Source organism: Pseudomonas sp. 2FE (assembly GCF_005503735.1).
Taxonomy (GTDB): domain Bacteria; phylum Pseudomonadota; class Gammaproteobacteria; order Pseudomonadales; family Pseudomonadaceae; genus Aquipseudomonas.
This window is the reverse complement of sequence record NZ_SCMO01000001.1, coordinates 1012550-1029680: the sequence shown is the minus strand read 5'-3', so window position 1 is coordinate 1029680 and position 17131 is coordinate 1012550. Positions and strand designations below refer to the sequence as shown.

The 17131-nt window shown below is 61.6% G+C and carries 16 protein-coding genes and 1 pseudogene; 2 read left to right on the top strand and 15 right to left on the bottom strand.

What is annotated here, in order from left to right:
* Nucleotides 1-64: 64 nt before the first annotated feature.
* The 5 genes from FFS12_RS04830 to ribBA all read right to left on the bottom strand — a co-directional run bounded on the left by FFS12_RS04830 (nt 65) and on the right by ribBA (nt 5642).
* Nucleotides 65-1222 carry an ABC transporter ATP-binding protein gene (locus tag FFS12_RS04830; protein WP_137885757.1) on the bottom strand — a complete coding sequence of 386 codons (1158 nt, stop codon included), beginning with the start codon at nt 1220-1222 and terminating at the stop codon, nt 65-67.
* A 19-nt stretch (nt 1223-1241) separates the two neighbouring features.
* A complete protein-coding gene (locus FFS12_RS04825) occupies nt 1242-2051 on the bottom strand; it encodes an ABC transporter permease (RefSeq protein WP_137885756.1) in 810 nt (269 codons plus the stop codon).
* A gap of 5 nt (nt 2052-2056) precedes the next feature.
* Complete coding sequence (locus FFS12_RS04820; protein ID WP_137885755.1) at nt 2057-3019, bottom strand: ABC transporter permease; 963 nt, start codon at nt 3017-3019, stop codon at nt 2057-2059.
* Nucleotides 3004-4020, bottom strand: coding sequence for a polyamine ABC transporter substrate-binding protein (locus FFS12_RS04815; RefSeq protein ID WP_372239449.1), 1017 nt, complete (start codon nt 4018-4020; stop codon nt 3004-3006). The genes FFS12_RS04820 and FFS12_RS04815 overlap by 16 nt, the downstream gene beginning before the upstream one ends.
* A 512-nt stretch (nt 4021-4532) precedes the next feature.
* A complete protein-coding gene (ribBA, locus tag FFS12_RS04810) occupies nt 4533-5642 on the bottom strand; it encodes a bifunctional 3,4-dihydroxy-2-butanone-4-phosphate synthase/GTP cyclohydrolase II (protein ID WP_137885753.1) in 1110 nt (369 codons plus the stop codon).
* Between the two features lie 93 nt (nt 5643-5735).
* On the opposite strand from ribBA, the gene FFS12_RS04805 reads away from it, so the two are divergent.
* Nucleotides 5736-6029, top strand: a complete 294-nt coding sequence (locus tag FFS12_RS04805) for a DUF1330 domain-containing protein (protein ID WP_137885752.1) — start codon at nt 5736-5738, stop codon at nt 6027-6029.
* A 217-nt stretch (nt 6030-6246) separates the two neighbouring features.
* Here the strand turns inward: FFS12_RS04805 and FFS12_RS04800 are convergent, their stop codons facing one another.
* The 8 genes from FFS12_RS04800 to FFS12_RS04765 all read right to left on the bottom strand — a co-directional run bounded on the left by FFS12_RS04800 (nt 6247) and on the right by FFS12_RS04765 (nt 13041).
* On the bottom strand, nt 6247-6810 hold the full coding sequence (locus tag FFS12_RS04800) for an NUDIX hydrolase (RefSeq protein WP_137885751.1): 564 nt from the start codon (nt 6808-6810) through the stop codon (nt 6247-6249).
* Between the two features lie 4 nt (nt 6811-6814).
* Entirely contained in the window at nt 6815-7567 is a 753-nt protein-coding gene (locus tag FFS12_RS04795) for a GntR family transcriptional regulator (RefSeq protein WP_137885750.1), read from the bottom strand.
* Nucleotides 7568-7662: 95 nt separating this feature from the next.
* Nucleotides 7663-8052 carry a carboxymuconolactone decarboxylase family protein gene (locus tag FFS12_RS04790; RefSeq protein ID WP_137885749.1) on the bottom strand — a complete coding sequence of 130 codons (390 nt, stop codon included), beginning with the start codon at nt 8050-8052 and terminating at the stop codon, nt 7663-7665.
* A 19-nt stretch (nt 8053-8071) separates the two neighbouring features.
* Complete coding sequence (locus FFS12_RS04785) at nt 8072-9526, bottom strand: NAD-dependent succinate-semialdehyde dehydrogenase (RefSeq protein WP_137885748.1); 1455 nt, start codon at nt 9524-9526, stop codon at nt 8072-8074.
* Nucleotides 9527-9592: 66 nt separating this feature from the next.
* On the bottom strand, nt 9593-10078 hold the full coding sequence (locus tag FFS12_RS04780; protein ID WP_137885747.1) for a flavin reductase family protein: 486 nt from the start codon (nt 10076-10078) through the stop codon (nt 9593-9595).
* A 34-nt stretch (nt 10079-10112) separates the two neighbouring features.
* The gene (locus tag FFS12_RS04775; RefSeq protein ID WP_137885746.1) at nt 10113-11594 is read right to left on the bottom strand and encodes an aldehyde dehydrogenase; all 1482 of its coding nucleotides are present in this window, start codon (nt 11592-11594) and stop codon (nt 10113-10115) included.
* A complete protein-coding gene (locus tag FFS12_RS04770; RefSeq protein ID WP_137885745.1) occupies nt 11591-12424 on the bottom strand; it encodes an alpha/beta fold hydrolase in 834 nt (277 codons plus the stop codon). Before FFS12_RS04770 ends, FFS12_RS04775 begins: the two co-directional genes overlap by 4 nt.
* A gap of 26 nt (nt 12425-12450) precedes the next feature.
* A complete protein-coding gene (locus FFS12_RS04765) occupies nt 12451-13041 on the bottom strand; it encodes an amino acid synthesis family protein (protein WP_137885744.1) in 591 nt (196 codons plus the stop codon).
* 804 nt (nt 13042-13845) lie between these two features.
* Here FFS12_RS04765 and FFS12_RS04760 point away from each other — a divergent pair.
* Nucleotides 13846-14883, top strand: coding sequence for an LLM class flavin-dependent oxidoreductase (locus FFS12_RS04760; protein ID WP_137885743.1), 1038 nt, complete (start codon nt 13846-13848; stop codon nt 14881-14883).
* A gap of 120 nt (nt 14884-15003) precedes the next feature.
* Here FFS12_RS04760 and FFS12_RS20115 read toward each other — a convergent pair.
* Together FFS12_RS20115 and FFS12_RS04745 are read right to left on the bottom strand one after the other, a co-directional pair.
* Nucleotides 15004-15927, bottom strand: a pseudogene (locus tag FFS12_RS20115) (threonine synthase); the annotation flags it as partial.
* A gap of 364 nt (nt 15928-16291) precedes the next feature.
* The gene (locus tag FFS12_RS04745; protein WP_137885740.1) at nt 16292-17068 is read right to left on the bottom strand and encodes an ABC transporter substrate-binding protein; all 777 of its coding nucleotides are present in this window, start codon (nt 17066-17068) and stop codon (nt 16292-16294) included.
* Between the last annotated feature and the right edge of the window lie 63 nt (nt 17069-17131).

Here is a 17131-nt window from a genome sequence, read left to right as displayed (position 1 = left end):
CACATCCGAGGCGCGACACAGGTGGTGCGCACAGTGAGCCTTGTTTTGGGGACCGCGCCGTCGTTCAGGCTCCGCCGGTCAATTTGCTGCCGAGGTCGGCGTCATTCCATTCGCTGTAGACGCAGGCATCCGCCGCCGCCCAACGCACGCGCACTTCGTGACCCGGTTGCAGCGGTAGCACGCCACCGGAGAGCGCTTTCACCGTCAGCGAAGTCCCGCCGGCGGTGCGCACGCTGTAGGTCAGGCTCTCGCCGAGGAATACCACCTCGGTGACGTTGGCGCGGATCTCGTTCCAACCCGCCGCGAGGGGCGTGTGTGCGGACTGCTCCAGCGTCAGCACCTCGGCTTTTTCCGGGCGGACCATCAGCAACATCTCCTGGCCGGGTCGTACGCCGGCGGTCGGTCGCAGCGCCAGTGACTGGCCTTCGAACTGTGCGGCAGCGTTGCCCTGGGCCTTCACCTTGAGGAAGTTCGAGTTGCCGAGGAAGGCGGCGACAAAGGCGTTCGGCGGGTTCTGGTAGAGGTCATAGCCGCTGCCCAGGCCGACGATCTTGCCGTGGCTGAAGATGGCGATGCGCTGGGACAGGCGCATGGCTTCTTCCTGGTCGTGGGTCACGTAGACGATGGTGATGCCCAGGCGCCGGTGCAGATGCCGCAGTTCGTCCTGCAGGTCCTCGCGCAGCTTCTTGTCCAGTGCCCCGAGCGGTTCGTCCATCAGCAGGATGCGCGGTTCGTAGACCAGCGCCCGGGCGATCGCCACGCGTTGTTGCTGGCCGCCGGATAGCTGTGTGGGGCGGCGTTCGGCGAACTGTTCCAACTGCACCAGCTTGAGCATGTCCTCGACCCTGCGCGCGCGCTCGCCGGCATCGCGTTTGCGGATCGACAGCGGAAAGCCGATGTTGTCGCGCACCGACAGGTGCGGGAACAGCGAGTAGCGCTGGAAGACCATGCCGATATTGCGCTTGTGTGGCGGCACTCGGACCAGCGACTGACCTTCGACCAGAATCTCGCCAGCGCTGGGCGTTTCGAAGCCGGCCAGCATCGACAGGGTGGTGGTCTTGCCCGAGCCGCTGGAGCCTAAGAAGGTCAGGAATTCGCCGTCCTGGATTTCCAGCGAGACATCGTCCACGGCCTTGAAGCCGCCGTAGTGCTTGCTCAGGTTGCGCAGGCTGACCAGGGTGTTGGTTGCGCCTTCGGCGGCTTTTTTAATCACTGCACTCATTTGTCGAGTCTCCTGCGCCTTAGGCGCGAGTTTCGTTGCGGCGCTTGAGGCCGGCGGCAATGCCCATGACCAGTACCGAGAGGGTGATCAGCAGCGTCGAGGCAACGGCGATCACCGGGGTCAGGTCCTGGCGCAGGGTGGTCCACATCTTGACGGGTAGAGTCTGCAGGTTCGGGCTGGCCATCATCACGCTCAGCACCACCTCGTCCCACGACACCAGGAAGGCGAACAGGGCGCCGGCAACCAGGCCGGGGCGGATCGCCGGGAAGGTGACCTTGCACACCGCCTGCAGCCGCGAGGCACCACAGATCACCGCGGCATCCTCGATCGACTGGTCGAACAGCTTCAGCGAGTTGATGATCGAGATGATGGTGAACGGCAGCGCGACAATCACGTGGCTGACCACGAAGGAGAAGAGCGTGCCGGTGTAGCCGAGCTTGAGGAACAGCGCATAGACCGCCACCGCGATGATCACCAGCGGCACGATCATCGGCAGGGTGAAGAACGCATACAGCAAGTCACGCCCGGGGAAGCGACCGCGAACCAGGGCAAAGGCGCATGGCAGGCCGAGAGCCACCGCGCAGATCGTGGTCAGTACCGCGACCTTCAGGCTGGTCAGTGCTGCGCCGATCCATTCCGGGTTGGCGAAGAACTGCTCATACCACTTCAGGGTGTAGCCCGGCGGCGGGAATACCAGCCACTGCGAGGAGCCGAACGAGAGCAGCACGATGAACACTATCGGCAGCAGCAGGAACAGCGCGATCAAGCCGGTGGTCAGGTACAGGCTGCGGCGCAGGTTCGGGCCGAGTGCATTGGGGGTCAGTAACATTGCGGTTACCTCGAGTTGCTGGAGCCGACCGGGGATTCCGGTTGCAGCTTCAAGTAGAGGTAGAACAGCGCCAGTGTGAGCACGATCAGCAGTGCGGCTGCGGCGCTGGCCAGTCCCCAGTTGAGGAAGGACTGCACCTGCTGGACGATGAACTCGGGCAGCATCATGTTCTGCGCCCCGCCCAGCAGGGAGGGCGTCACGTAGTAACCCAGCGACATGACGAAGACCATCAGCCCGCCGGAGAACAGCCCCGGCCGGCACAGCGGCAGGAACACCCGGTAGAAGTTGGTCCACTGGCTGGCGCCGCAGATGGAGCCGGCTTGCAGCACCATCGGGTCGATCGCCGACATGGTCGCCTGCAGCGGCAGGACGATGAACGGGATCATGATGTAGCTCATGCCGATCACCACGCCGCTGAGGTTATGCACCAGCTCCAGCGGCTGATCGATGATGCCTAGCGCCATCAGCAGCTTGTTGATCACCCCGGTGGATTGCAGCAGCACCAACCAGGAGTAGCTGCGTGCCAGCAAGCTGGTCCACATCGACAAGAGTACGATGCTCAGCAACCAGCGGCCCCAGCCACGCGGGGCCAGGGTCACGGCCCAGGCCAGCGGGAAGCCCAGCAGCAGGCTGATCAATGTCACCAGGCCGGCAACGGCGAAGGTGTTGAACAGCACCCGTGCGTAAGCCGAGTTGGCGAACAGCTGTTCGTAGTTACCCAGGCCCGGCGTGGGCTCGAGCACGCCGCGCAGCAGCAGAGCGATCAGCGGCAGCAGGAAGAACAGGCCGAGGAAGATCAGCGCCGGCAAAAGGTTTTGCGCGCCGCGCCAACGCAGAGAGGCTTCGTTGCTTTGCTTCATCGGCACGGCCTGGGTGTTTTTTTGCGTGCCGGCGGCGCGTGCTGCGCCACCTGCAAGCTGAGCTGATTGCTCGGACTGAACGCCGGCCATCTTTATTTGACTAGCCATTCGTTCCACCGCGTCGCGATAGCCGGGCCGTTCTTGGCCCAGTAAGCGAAATCGAGCGTTACTTGATCTTTAGCGTAGGCGGTCGGCAGATTGGGGGCGAGCTCAGGTGTGAGCTGGCTGACGCTGTCGAGGTTGACTGGGGCGTAGGCGGTCAGGTTGGCGAACTCGGCCTGGCCCTTGGCGCTGCTGGCGTTGGCGATGAACTGCATGGCCGCGGCTTTGTTCTTCGCACCCTTGGGGATGACCAGGAAATCGGCCATGACCAGGTTCTGCTTCCAGCTCACGCCGACCGGTGCACCGTCTTTTTGCAGGGCATAGACGCGACCGTTCCAGAACTGCCCGAGTGAGGCTTCACCCGAGGCCAGGAGTTGCTGTGACTGCGCGCCGCCGCCCCACCAGACGATGTCTTGCTTGATGGTGTCGAGTTTCTTGAAGGCGCGATCCAGATCCAGCGGGTAGAGCTTGTCCTGCGCTACGCCATCGGCCAGCAAGGCCAACTCGAGCACGCCGGGGCTCGGCCATTTGTACAGGGCGCGTTTGCCGGGATAGGTCTTGGTGTCGAACAGGGCGTTCCAGTCTTGCGGCTCTTTGCCGCCCAGCTTGCCCTGGTTGTAGCCGAGCACGAAGGAGAAGAAGAACGAGCCGACGCCATGGTCGGAGACGAAGCGTGGGTCGATCTTGTCGCGCTGGATCTGCTTGAAGTCCAGCGGCTCAATCAGGCCTTCGCTGGCGGCGCGCAGGGCGAAGTCGGCTTCGACGTCGACCACATCCCACTGCACGTTGCCGCTTTCGACCATGGCCTTGAGTTTGCCGTAGTCGGTCGGGCCATCCTGCACCACCTGGATGCCGGAAGCCTTGCTGAAGGGCTCGGCCCAGGCCTGCTTCTGCGCATCCTGGGTGGAGCCGCCCCAGCTGACGAAATTCAGGCTGTCGGCGGCCATCGCCATGTTGCTACCCGCCACCAGGGCCAGAGCGGCGAGGGTGGTGGTCACGCTTTTCATGTCCAACATGCTGTATTCCTCGATTTTGTAGTTGTTTTCGAGCCGTAACGCATGGAGCTGAAGCTTGTGAACGTGTGGCTCGGAGCCTGCCAAGCTGTCCAGGTCTTGCCTCGGTGCTACCCGTGTTTCGTGGGCTGAGGAGGCGACTTGCTTCCATTTCGCAGTAGACGGACTGTGATTTAAATCCGCGAACTGTGGAATGTCATATTATGGTATTCCAAGATATGTGCAAGTCCTTCGCGATTCCCTTGATCCTGTCGAGGGTTGCCTTCCGACTGATGGTTGTCGGGGGCAGGTTCAGGGGGCGCGCGCAACCACCGCGATTCCCGGGTACGCAGGGGCAACCCCTGGAGCCCGACTCTGCGCTTAGCTATGGCCTGGATGGCGGGATGGCGGGATGGCGGGATGACAGGATGTTTGGAGATGCATTGGCGCTGAACGCCTCTCCACCGTCATTCCCGCGAAGGCGGGAACCCAGATGAACAGAAGAGGGGTAATCGCCCGGGGTTTGGTCACTCCTCGAAAGGAATGCTTTCCACCACTTCCAGGTCGTAGCCGGTCAAGCCGGCATATTTCAGCGGCGGGCCGAGGTGGCGCAGTTTGCGCACGCCGAGGTCCTGCAGGATCTGCGCGCCGGTGCCGACTTCGGAATAGATCCGCGACTGCGAGCGGCTGAACTGCCGGCGAGCCTGGGTTAGTTGCGGCACCCGCTCGAGCAGGGCCTGGGACGACTCGCTGTTGGCCAGCACCACGACTACGCCATGGCCGTGCTCGGCGACTTTCTGCAGGGCCGCCCACAGCGTCCAGTTTTTCGGCCCGGTGTATTCGGCGCCGACCAGGTCGCGCAGCGGGTCGATCACGTGGACGCGCACCAGGGTTGGGACGTCCGTCGTGATCTCGCCCATCACCAGCGCCATGTGCACGCCGCCTTCGATGCGATCCTCGAAGGTGATCAGGCGGAAGGTGCCATGCACGGTGGGCAACTCGCGTTCGCCGATGCGGGTGACGGTGTGCTCGGTGCTCAGGCGATAGTGGATCAGATCGGCGATGGTGCCGATCTTGATCCCGTGCTGCGCGGCGAACACTTCCAGCTGCGGGCGACGGGCCATGCTGCCGTCATCGTTCATCACCTCGACTATCACCGCCGCCGGGCTGAAGCCGGCCAGGCGCGCCAGGTCACAGCCGGCCTCGGTGTGTCCGGCGCGGGTCAGCACGCCGCCTTCCTTGGCGCGCAGCGGGAAGATGTGCCCGGGCTGCACCAGATCATCGGCTTGCGCGTCGGGGGCCACCGCTGCCTGTACGGTACGTGCGCGGTCGGCCGCCGAGATGCCGGTGGTCACCCCATCGGCCGCCTCGATGGAGACGGTAAAGGCGGTGGCGAAGGCGCTGCCGTTGCTCGGCACCATCTGTTCGAGGCCGAGACGCTGACAGTGTTCGTCGGTCAGGGTCAGGCAGATCAGGCCGCGCGCTTCTCGGGCCATGAAGTTGATGGCGGCCGGCGTGACCGCTTCGGCGGCGAGGAGCAGGTCGCCCTCGTTTTCGCGGTCCTCGTCGTCGACCAGGAGCACCATCTTGCCCTGGCGGAAGTCTTCGATGATTTCTTCGATGCGGTTGAACGACATGGCGGCAGTCTCGCAGATAGCTAGAGGGTGGCTACTCTCTTGAGTAAATTATGGTATACCATAATACGAAATAACCGAGCTAGCGGAGGCATCATGAAGGCGTACTGGATTGCTCATGTGAATGTGACCGAGCCCACTCAGTATGGTGAATACACCGCGCGTGCACCGGCGGCCATTGCGCTGTTCGGCGGAAAACTGCTGGCCCGTGGTGGCCGCAGCGAAGCCTTGGAGGGGCGGGCGACGCCGCAGCGCAGTGTGGTGATCGAGTTTGCGTCTTACGAACAGGCGCTGGCCTGCTACCACTCGGCCGCATACCAGGACGCCTGCAAGCATCGTCAGGGCGTGGCGCAGGCCGAGGTGATTATCGTCGAAGGGTTCGAGCCGTGATCTCTGGCTGTACCTGAGCCTGCAATCGCCAGCAGAGCTGGCTCCTACAAGAGCAGAGGCTCTGTGTGTTGGCCGTTATTTCTGAGTCAGCACGTAGGGCGTACTCGCAAAGCAGTACGCCATTTCGAACGGCGGACTGTTCGCTACGCTCCTGAGTCCGCCCTACGCTCTTGCCGCGCCCGGAAGTGAATGTAGGAGCTGGCCAAGTCTTTCGGCCTCAGCGGATAAAGTGCACCTTACCGCTGTCATCGTTGCCGATGTAGATGCCGTAGACCCCGGCCTGGCGCTCCTCGATATAGCGTTCGAGGATTTGTCGGATGGCCGGGTAGTAGATGCTCTCCCACGGAATCTCTTCGGGGGCGAAGAAACGGTAGTCGAGGGTTTCCGGGCCGTATTGGCCAGTCACTTCCAGCGCGCTGGCGCGGAAGATGATGTACACCTCGCTGATCTGCGGCACGCTGAAGATCGAGTAGGGCGAGAGAATCTCGGCGCGCACGCCGCTTTCTTCCCAGACCTCGCGCAGGGCCGCCTGCTCGGTGGTTTCGCCGTTCTCCATGAATCCGGCCGGCAGTGTCCAGGAGCCTGGGCGGGGGGGGATGGCGCGCTGGCAGAGCAGGTATTTGCCGTCCTGCTCGATGATGCAGCCAGCGATGACCTTGGGGTTCTCGTAGTGGATATAACCGCAGCCTGCGCAGACCAAGCGCTCGTGGGTGTCGCCGGCGGGGAGCTGACGGCTCAGGCCAGCGGCACCACAGTGCGGACAAAAGCGCGGGCTGGGCATGGCATCAGCGTCCTATACGTGGCTCTTTGAGGGCGATCGGGGTGGCGATCTCACGCAACTCGGCGGCTTCCGCCTGCTTGGTGCGCAGGTAGTCGAGCGCCACTTTGGCTGCCGCGCGCACATGATTGACCGAGGCTTGGTGCGCGGCCAGCGGGTCGCCACTCTTGATCGCCTCGACCATCAGTTCCATTTCCTGGTTGCTCGCACCGCGGCGGTTCGCCTGCGACACCGAAGTCGCGCGCAGGTAGCTGATGCGCGCCTGCAACTGGCGCAACTGGGTCGCGGCGACATGGTTGCCGGAGCCTTCCAGCAGCACGTCGTAGAAGCCCTGCACCGAGTCGATCACCTGCTGCAGCTCGCCTTCCTTGAGGGCCTCGCGGTTTTCCGCGAGGGCTCGTTCCAGGGCGCGAATATCCTTGGGTTTGGCATTCAGGGTGAACAGCTGAACGATCAAGCCCTCGAGTACACAGCGCAGCTCATAGATGTCGCGGGCATCTTCCAGGGTGATGATCGCCACCCGGGGGCCCTTGGCATCGGCGAACTCCACCAGCCCTTCGGACTCCAGATGCCGCAGCGCCTCACGCACCGAGGTGCGACTGACGCCGAGGCGATCGCAGAGATCGCGCTCGACCAGGCGATCACCCGGCATCAACTGGAAGTTCATGATCGCGCTGCGCAGTTTTTCCAGCACGATTTCGCGCAGGGTGATGGGGTTGTGATTGACCTTGAAGCTGTCATCGAGAGGCAGGCGTTTCATGGGGTCCGCTCTGGTTATGGCTGTCCGGAGGAAAGTGCCGGAGCCCCTATGGTCATTCGATCATAGGGGCTCTGCGCGTTTCGGAAAACCTGAAGTTAAGGGGCGGTCTCGGCATCGGCCTCGGCGAAGGCCTCGCGGGCGATCCGGAAGCTGTCGACCGCCGCCGGGACGCCGCAGTAGATGCCGACCTGCAGCAGAATCTCGCGAATCTGCTCACGGCTGAGGCCATTACGCAGGGCTCCGCGCACATGCAGCTTGAGTTCATGCGGGCGATTGAGTGCCGAAATCATGGCCAAGTTTATCATGCTGCGTTGTTGCAGCGACAAACCCTCCCGGCCCCAGACATGGCCCCAGCAATACTCGGTGACCAGTTCCTGTAACGGCCGGCTGAAGTCGTCGGCATTCTCGATCGACTTGTTCACATAGGCTTCGCCGAGCACCTGAGTGCGGATCGCCAGGCCTTGTTGGTATTTGTCGTTGCTCATAGCGCTCTCCTGCTGCCTGCTAATTGAGGCCGCCCATCAGCGTGTATTTGATTTCCAGGTAGTCCTCGATGCCGTACTTGGAGCCTTCGCGGCCCAGGCCCGAGGATTTGATCCCGCCGAAGGGCGCCACCTCGGTGGAGATCAGCCCTTCGTTGATGCCGACCATGCCGTACTCCAACGCCTCGCTCATGCGCCAGGCGCGGCCCAGGTCACGGGTGTAGCAGTAGGCGGCGAGGCCGTATTCGGTGTCGTTGGCCAGTCGCACGGCGTCGGCTTCGGTGCTGAAGCGAAACACCGCCGCCAGCGGGCCGAAGGTTTCTTCGCGGGCCACTTTCATCGCGGCGGTCACGCCGGCGAGCACCGTCGGCTGGTAGAAACCATGGCCGAGCGGGTGGCGTTCGCCGCCGCAGAGCAGTTGAGCGCCATGCTCCAGGGCATCCTGTACATGGTCATCGACCTTGGCCACCGCGCGTTCGTTGATCAGCGGCCCCAGGGTCACCCCAGCATCGAGGCCATTGCCAACCTTGAATTCGAGAACCCGTTCGGTAAGCCGTGCGACGAAGGCGTCATGGATGCCGTCCTGCACCAGGAAACGGTTGACGCACACGCAGGTCTGCCCGGCATTGCGGAACTTGGCGATCAGCGCGCCTTCGACCGCGCGTTCCAGGTCGGCGTCATCGAAGACGATAAAGGGCGCGTTACCGCCCAGCTCCAGCGAGACTTTTTTCAGCGTATTGGCGCATTGCGCCATCAACAACTTGCCGATGGGCGTGGAGCCAGTGAAAGACAGCTTGCGCACGCTGGCGCTACTGGTCAGTTCGGCGCCGATGGCTACGGCATCGCCGGTGATCACGTTGAAGACTCCCGGCGGGATGCCGGCCTGCTCCGCCAGCGCGGCCAGGGCCAGGGCGGAGAAGGGCGTTTCCGGCGCCGGCTTGACGATGCACGGGCAGCCGGCGGCCAGTGCCGGGCCAGCCTTGCGGGTGATCATTGCGGTGGGGAAGTTCCACGGGGTGATGGCCGCCACCACGCCGATCGGCTCCTTGCTGACGACGATCCGCGCATCGCCCTTATGGCTGGGGATGGTGTCGCCGTAGATGCGCTTGGCCTCTTCGGCGAACCACTCGATGAAGCTGGCGGCGTAGAGGATTTCGCCTTTGGCCTCGGCCAGTGGCTTGCCCTGTTCGAGGGTGAGGATCTGCGCCAGGGCGTCGGCATGCTCCAGCATCAGCGCATGCCAGCGTTTGAGGATGGCACTGCGCTCCTTGGCCGTACGGGCGCGCCAGGCCGGCCAGGCGGCAGTCGCCGCGCCGATGACCTCCTGGGTCTCTGCTGCGCCCATGTGCGGTACCCGGCCGAGCACTTCGCCATTGGCCGGGTTGAGGATCGCGCGGCTTTCGCCGCTCAGGGCGTCGCGCCATTGGCCGTTGAGATAGGCCTGCTGGCGGAACAGGTGCAAGGCTGCTGGGGTCATGCCGGCTCCATAAAGTAAAAAGGAAGGGCCGCAAGAGTGGGGAGTGCGCGCGGCCCTTCGAAAAAGTCAGGCAATGGCGGGCAGGGCGCCGAGCTTGCCGTGGCAGTAGATCATCGGCGTCAGCTCTTCTTCGGGCAGGATCAGGTTCTTCACCTTGCCGACCAGGATCGCGTGGTCGCCGCCTTCGTACTCGCGCCACAGCTCGCACTCGATGATCGCGGTGGCATGGCTCAGGATCGGGTTGCCCAGTGCGCTGAGGTGCCAATCGATGCCCTCGGCCTTGTCCTTACCCTTGCGCGCAAAAGCGTAGGCCACGTCCTGCTGGTCGGCGCTGAGCACGTGAATGGCGAACTGCTTGCTGTGGCACAGCACCGGGTAGGAGTCCGAGGCGTAGTTGGGGCAGAACAGCACCAATGCCGGGTCTATCGACAGGGCGCTGAAGGCGCTGGCGGTGATGCCGACGATGTCGCCGTTTTCATCCAGTGCGGTGACCACGGTGACGCCGGATGGGAAGGAGCCCATAACCTGTTTGTAGATGCCTGGTTCGATCATTTTCTATACCTCGTGTTCTGGGCCGTGGTGGTGGTTAGCGCATGACAAAGGGGTCGGGCATCGGTGCTTGCGAGAGGTTGATCCACACCGTTTTCAACTCGGTGTAGGCAAGCACCGAATCGATGCCGCTCTCGCGACCGTAGCCGCTGTTCTTGAAACCACCGATCGGCGCCATGGCCGACACGGCGCGATAGGTATTGACCCAGATGATCCCGGAGCGGATATCGCGGGCCAGGCGGTGGGCGCGGCCGAGGTCGCGGGTCCAGATGCCGGCGGCGAGGCCGAACTGCGAGTCGTTGGCGATGGCCAGGGCTTCGGCTTCGTCCTTGAAGCGGATCACCGCGGCGACGGGGCCGAAGACTTCTTCCTGCATGATCTTCAGGCTGTTGCGGTCACACTCGAACAGGGTCGGTTCGTAGTACCAGCCGTTGCTGTCGAGCTGCGCACGCTTGCCGCCCAGGCGCAGGGTGGCGCCTTCGGCGAGGGCATCGGCGACCAGGCCTTCGACCACCGCGAGTTGCTGGGCGGTGGCCAGTGGGCCCATCTCGCTGCTCTCATCCTGCGGGTTGCCGATGCGGATGCGTTGGGCCCGTGCGACCAGGCGTTCGATGAACTCCTCGTAGATTTCCTCCTGCACCAGCAGGCGCGAACCGGCGACGCAGCTCTGCCCGGCGGCGGCGTAGATGCCGGCGACGGCACCGTTGACGGCGCTGTCGAGGTCGGCATCGGCGAAGATGATGTTCGGCGACTTGCCGCCGAGTTCCAGCGACAACTTGGCGAAGTTTTCCGCGCTGCTGCGTACCACATGGCGAGCGGTCGCCGCGCCGCCGGTGAAGGCGATTTTGCGCACCAGCGGATGCCGGGTCAGCGCCGCGCCAGTGCTCGGGCCGTATCCGGTGACCACATTGACCACCCCCGGAGGTATCCCCGCCTCAAGTGCCAACCGGGCCAGTTCGAGGATGGTCGCCGAAGCGTGCTCGGACGGCTTGAGGACGATGGTGTTACCGGCCGCCAGCGCCGGCGCCAGCTTGATCGCGGTCAAGTACAGCGGGCTGTTCCAGGGAATGATCCCGGCCACCACGCCCATCGGTTCATGCACGGTGTAGGCGAACAGATCCGGCTTATCCAGCGGTAGGGTGCCGCCTTCGAGCTTGTCGGCCAGGCCTGCCGTGTAGTGGAAAAACTCCGGCAGGTAGCCGACCTGACCGCGGGTTTCGCGGATCAGTTTGCCGTTGTCGCGGCTTTCCAGTTGGGCCAGGTGTTCCTTGTTCTCGCCGATCAGATCGCCGAGGCGGCGCAGCAGTTTGCCCCGCGCGGTGGCGGTCAGGCCGCGCCAGGCCGGGCTTTCGAAAGCCTTTTGCGCGGCCTGTACGGCACGCTCGACGTCTGCTTCATCGGCATCGGGCAGTTCTGCCCAAGGCTCGGCGAGTGCCGGGTTGAGGCTTTGGAAGGTCTTGCCGGAAAGGGCATCGAGCCACTGGCCGTCGATGCACATGCGAAAGCGTTCGAGGGTCATGCAACGGTCTCCTTCACGTTAGGCGTAGCCGCCAGGGCACGGTTGAGGAAGTCGAGCAGCATCTGGTTGACCAGCCGCGGCGACTCCACCGGCATCATATGCCGCTGCTCTTCGAGTACGACCACTTGCGCAGCGGGAATCCGCTCGGCCAGTTGCCGGGCCATTTCCGGAGTCGAGCCGGGATCCAGCTCGCCGGTGGCGACCAGCGTGGCGACCTGGATGCTGCCGAGGTCGTCGGCGCGGTACATGTCCTGGGTGGCGAACAGCTCATAGGTGGTCAGGTAGCCCAGCGGATCGTTGCTCGCCAGCGTTTGCCGGATGGCGGCGATCTGTGCCGGGTTGGCGGCCTGGTATTCGCGGCTGAACCAGCGCGACAAGGCGGCTTCGGCGTTGGCATCCGGGCCGTGTTCAGCGGCCTGACTGGTGCGCTCGATCACCCCGGCGCGCTGCTCCGGGCTGCGGTTGAACACGCTATTGAGGATCGCCAGGCCGTTCAGGCGCGTGGGGTAGTGCAGGGCGAATGCCCGCGCCACCAAGCCACCCATGGAGAAGCCGACCACCACGGCCTGCGCCAGGCCGAGATGATCGAGCAGCTCGAGCAACTGCTCGGCATAGCCGACCAGCTCAGTGCCTTGCGCCGGGCGCGGGCTGGTGCCGTGGCCGAGCATGTCGTAGGCGATCACGCGAAAATGCGGCGCCAGGCCAACGATCTGGCCGCCCCACATTTCCTTGTTCAGGCCGACGCCGTGGATCAAGACCACGGGCTGGCCTTGGCCGGTCGCCAGGTAACTGGTGCCGGCCGGGGTACGTTCAGCGGTGAGCCGAATCATGAGTTGCTCCTGCTCGCGCCTTTCAATTACTGGGCCTTCTCGGCTGCCAGCTCTTCCAGGTCGATGTAGCGGTTGCCGATACGTGGGTGCACACGGCCGCCGTTGGCGGCGCCCAGGACGATGACGATTTCGTCGGCGCGCGGTGCATCTTCGATCTGCATTTCCAGGGTGATGTAGTGCGAGCGGAAACCTTCGTCATCCTTGTGCATCATCGGAACCTGAATCGAAGTGCCCGGGCCGCCGCGCTTGTTGGTGAAGCTCAGGTAGCTCTTGGCCTGTACCGCTTCGCGATAGTGGTTGCCGAAGCGCAGGGTGTGGATCACTGCCGAAGCGTGCTCGATCTCGCCATCGGCACCGACCACTGCCGCCTTGCCATAGGCCTCGATCTTATCGGCGCCGCCGATGGTGGCGGCCAGACGCTCGACGATCAGCGCGCCCAGTTCTGAGCAATGCGCCTTGATTTCCGGCTTGAGGTCTTCGACGAACCCACGGCCGTGCCAGGGGTTCTTGATCACCGCAGCAACCCCGACCATGGTCACTGGTTGGTCAGTGGCCTTGCCGCCTTCAATAAGGGTCTCTTCGATGTAAGTGACGATTTTGCGAATCTCGAAACTCATGCTGCTCTCCTGGGGCCTGAATCGTATTTGGTATGATGGTATACCATAAGACTAAATGTGCAAGCCCCCACGACACTGCCTAAACAGACGTTGGCGACGAAAGGTCGAAGGGCAGCTTTATGGCTGCTGTTGAAGGTTGAGGTGCTGTGCGCGGCCAGTGGTTTGGGCCTGATGGCCCTAGACCGATGGAGGCGGGCTGGAGTGCGTGCGGGTAAAAAGCTCCGGCATTAGCGTTGCCAGTGGGTGGCGCGGATGGATGCCCAGCTCCTGCAAGCGAAATTGCTCAGGCTCGGACGCAGGTACGTCAGGCTAAGAGTGCCCAATACGGGGTATGCACAACGAGTACTTGAACGGGCTGCCCAGATGTTGTGCTGATCGTCAGCACAACATCTGAGCCCTGCCTGGCCACATGGTAATCCCCTCCATTTTTAGTGCTTGTCAGAAATAGAATTTTCTCCTAATCGAACAGAGGAAGTTTTGTGTGAGGACGTCGCGTTTTTCGGGGGGATTACCCAGGAACACTACGTTCTAGGAGGCGTGGCAGGAGTGCCACCGCGTTGTGAAGGTGATTCGGTCAGCCCCCGCGCGAGTGACGGTTGATGCAGCTTTGGCCGTGGCTAGCATGGCTGGGAGAATCTGCTTTGAGATATTCCATATTATGGTATACCATCGTTAAATCTTCGCTCTCCCTGCCTGGGCGTCTGTTGACGTAGCGAAATCCAAGCCGATGCCGGGCGCGTGCACGGCATCATCCGGTCTGGCTCAAGGGCATGACCGAATACAACAAAGGTCGAGGTAAGCGTCATGAAATTCTCTTTGTTCGTACACATGGAGCGCTACGACGAGCAGGTAAGCCATCAGCAAGTGTTCGCTGACTTGGTCGAGCTGACCGAGATGGCGGAAGCCGGGGGCTTTCGTACCGTGTGGGTCGGTGAGCACCATGCGATGGAATACACCATCTCGCCGAGCCCGATGCCGATCCTGTCTTACCTGGCTGCGCGGACCACGACTATCCGCCTGGGTGCCGGCACCATCATCGCGCCGTTCTGGCACCCGATCCGCGTGGCGGGCGAGTGTGCCTTGCTCGATGTGATCAGCAACGGGCGAATGGAAGTCGGTCTGGCTCGTGGCGCCTACCAGTTCGAGTTCGACCGCATGGCCGGTGGCATGCCCGCGTCGAGTGGTGGTCAGCATCTGCGCGAGATGGTGCCGGTGGTGAAGAAGCTCTGGCAGGGCGACTACGCTCACGACGGTGAAGTGTGGCAATTCCCTACCTCGACCAGTGTGCCGAAGCCAATCCAGCAACCCACTCCGCCGATGTGGATTGCTGCGCGTGACCCGGACTCGCACAACTTCGCGGTGAAGAACGGCTGCAACGTGATGGTGACTCCGTTGATGAAGGGCGACGAGGAAGTGGTCGATCTGGTCAACAAGTTCAACGGTGCCCTGGCCAATAATCCCGAGGTGGCGCGCCCACAACTGATGGTGCTGCGACATACCTTCGTCCACGAAGAGGGGGGTGATTGGGAAGTCGGAGCGCGGGGCATTTCGCGTTTCTATCGGACCTTCGAAGGCTGGTTCCACAACAAGCAGACGCCGGTGAATGGCTTTGTCGAGCCAACCAGCGAGGAAGCGGTCAAAGACCGTCCCGAGTACGACCTGAACAACCTGCGCAAGAACGTCATGATCGGCACACCCGAGCAAGTCATCGCGCGGATCAAGCATTACCAGGAGCTCGGTGTGGATGAGTTCAGCTTTTGGAGCGACAACAGCTTGTCGCATGCGGAGAAGAAGAAGTCCCTGGAGCTGTTTATCAAGCACGTCGTACCAGCCTTCGCCTGATTTGGCCAGCTGCCTGCAGCCAAACCCGGCCCGCCTCGCGCGGGCCGGGTTTTTTGTGCTGTTCAAACATGCGGAGTGACCACCAGTTTCAATCATTCTCTGATTAGGGCGATCCCATAGTCATGAATCATGGTGCCGGCGCAGAAAGTCTTGCAGGGTCTGCAGATCATTCGGCAACACCGAATAGTGTTCGCTTCGCTCAGGCAGGTCCTGCAAATGGGCGGGCAAGCCCTGAGTGTCCGGGATACCGGTCAAGACCAGGGCTTTCGGGAATTTGCACGGATGGGCCGTGCCCAGCACCACCATGGGCAGGTTCAGGCTGCGCCGACAGGCTCGTCCGGCCGCGACGCCGATTGCGGTCTGGGGATCGAGCACTTCTGCGTTCTGCTGGAAAACCGTCGCCAGGGTTGCACAGGTCAATTCGTCGTCTACGGCGAGGGAGTCGAATAGCGTGCGCGCTTTAAGCCCTGGCAACCGTTCGGACTAAAAGAGAGAAAAACCTACTCCGACCCAAGCTCGCTCACGGTCTCGGAACCCGAGGGAAGTACGGTCTGGAGTAGGTAGATTAAAACTTACAAGGGTGGCCTGCAGCGGTTGCCTGGCGAAGCGGTTGCTCTTCATGAAGCGGTGCAGCATGTCGTTGCGGTTGGTCGCCACGATCAATTGATTGATGGGCAAGCCCATCTTGCGGGCGACATAGCCGGCGTAGATATCACCGAAATTACCGGTCGGCACTGAAAACGCTACCGCCCTTGCCGGGGCGCCCAGTTGCAAGGCGGCGTAAAAATAGCAGACCACCTGAGCCATGATCCGCACCCAACTGATGGAGTTGACCGCGACCTTGTGAACGCCTTCGAGAAGCGTGGCGTCGGCGAGGAGTTGATTGGCCAGCGTCTCACAGTCGCCGAAGTCACCCTCGATGGCGATATTGATCAGTCGTGGGTGGTTGACGGTGGTCATTTGTCGACGCTGGATGGCCGATACTTTCCGATAGGGATGCAAAATCACCATGTCCACCCCCTCGCATCGGCGGCAGCCTTCAATGCGGCGTTTTTCAAGGTAGTTGTCGCGTCGGCCAAACACTCTAGGCAGATACCACCACAGTCGGTGGATTCCAGCACGCCGTCGTCGAGCGACCGGGTACAAATATCGCAGATCACCATAGAACCCTCGTAGTTCGAATTACTCGGCCTAACTTTACGGCACCTGCTGGGTTTAGGCGGGAAAACCTGCTATTTCGAACTCAACACGGAGGGAGGGGTTCATGGAGTACACGATAGAAGATCAGATATCTTGGCAAGTGCGTGGGCCTCAGTTTAAGGCTTGGAGATATCTATCAAACTAGGGGCGATTCACATAGCCAAAAATAACTCTGCCCCTTCTTTAAACATTTCTGGAGATCAGAACACTATTTGCTTTTAGCAACATGTCGGTCAAAAATCTGCTTATATGTCCCGTCTCTCCGCATTTCAGCCAATGCCCCCTGCATTTTCTTTTGCAACTCGACTTTATTTTCTAGCGGCGAATTCTTTGATAAAACCAGATAGGCCGGCGTTGGTTTGCGTATCGCTTTAAGCGGAATGATATTTTTCTCTACCCCCAATAATTTCGCATAATAGCGCATCACCCCCAGATCGCCGATGGCCGCATCTACTCTTCCGGCATCTAGCTTCTTGATGTTCATCATACTCATATCATTAACTTCATCCAGTTTTATCCTTCCTGCTTTTGCCGCCCGCTCGAACTCGGCGTTCACAAACACACCACGGTCTTTTCCTATGGTTTTCCCGTAAAGGTCGGCAACACTTGAATAAGAAAACTCATTGCCTTTTCTAACAAAAATATAGAATTCTTCAAAATGCAGAACCCCGACATATAGGCAGAACTCTTTTCGTTCTTCCGTTTCGAAAGCGGCGAAGCCTCCGTCAATCTCTCCTTTGCTGAGGGAGCTTATGACTCTGGCCCAAGGATAGATCTGGATCTTGACGTTTACCCCGATACGTCTTGCCATTTCATCTATCAAATCGATATCAACGCCTGTCAGCTTCCCTTCAGCCCGGTAAGTAAATGGTGGAAAATTGTCGACAGTGGCGAGAAGCAAGGTTGTCGAAGACTCGCCAGCTTGAACACCACTTGCCGAGGCCATAAACAGAAATAGCACTGCCGCAAAGAGAATTTTTTTCATAAATTTTCACCTTTGATGTTCCCTCACCGGATTCAAACCACCGACTTATAGCTAGTTGGTTTT

Excerpts from the sequence above, each read along its gene's own strand:
- FFS12_RS04830 (WP_137885757.1), bottom strand. The coding sequence starts at position 1,222 with ATGAGTGCAGTGATTAAAAAAGCCGCCGAAGGCGCAACCAACACCCTG.
- FFS12_RS04825 (WP_137885756.1), bottom strand. The coding sequence starts at position 2,051 with ATGTTACTGACCCCCAATGCACTCGGCCCGAACCTGCGCCGCAGCCTG.
- FFS12_RS04820 (WP_137885755.1), bottom strand. The coding sequence starts at position 3,019 with ATGGCTAGTCAAATAAAGATGGCCGGCGTTCAGTCCGAGCAATCAGCT.
- FFS12_RS04815 (WP_372239449.1), bottom strand. The coding sequence starts at position 4,020 with ATGAAAAGCGTGACCACCACCCTCGCCGCTCTGGCCCTGGTGGCGGGT.
- ribBA (WP_137885753.1), bottom strand. The coding sequence starts at position 5,642 with ATGTCGTTCAACCGCATCGAAGAAATCATCGAAGACTTCCGCCAGGGC.
- FFS12_RS04805 (WP_137885752.1), top strand. The coding sequence starts at position 5,736 with ATGAAGGCGTACTGGATTGCTCATGTGAATGTGACCGAGCCCACTCAG.
- FFS12_RS04800 (WP_137885751.1), bottom strand. The coding sequence starts at position 6,810 with ATGCCCAGCCCGCGCTTTTGTCCGCACTGTGGTGCCGCTGGCCTGAGC.
- FFS12_RS04795 (WP_137885750.1), bottom strand. The coding sequence starts at position 7,567 with ATGAAACGCCTGCCTCTCGATGACAGCTTCAAGGTCAATCACAACCCC.
- FFS12_RS04790 (WP_137885749.1), bottom strand. The coding sequence starts at position 8,052 with ATGAGCAACGACAAATACCAACAAGGCCTGGCGATCCGCACTCAGGTG.
- FFS12_RS04785 (WP_137885748.1), bottom strand. The coding sequence starts at position 9,526 with ATGACCCCAGCAGCCTTGCACCTGTTCCGCCAGCAGGCCTATCTCAAC.
- FFS12_RS04780 (WP_137885747.1), bottom strand. The coding sequence starts at position 10,078 with ATGATCGAACCAGGCATCTACAAACAGGTTATGGGCTCCTTCCCATCC.
- FFS12_RS04775 (WP_137885746.1), bottom strand. The coding sequence starts at position 11,594 with ATGACCCTCGAACGCTTTCGCATGTGCATCGACGGCCAGTGGCTCGAT.
- FFS12_RS04770 (WP_137885745.1), bottom strand. The coding sequence starts at position 12,424 with ATGATTCGGCTCACCGCTGAACGTACCCCGGCCGGCACCAGTTACCTG.
- FFS12_RS04765 (WP_137885744.1), bottom strand. The coding sequence starts at position 13,041 with ATGAGTTTCGAGATTCGCAAAATCGTCACTTACATCGAAGAGACCCTT.
- FFS12_RS04760 (WP_137885743.1), top strand. The coding sequence starts at position 13,846 with ATGAAATTCTCTTTGTTCGTACACATGGAGCGCTACGACGAGCAGGTA.
- FFS12_RS04745 (WP_137885740.1), bottom strand. The coding sequence starts at position 17,068 with ATGAAAAAAATTCTCTTTGCGGCAGTGCTATTTCTGTTTATGGCCTCG.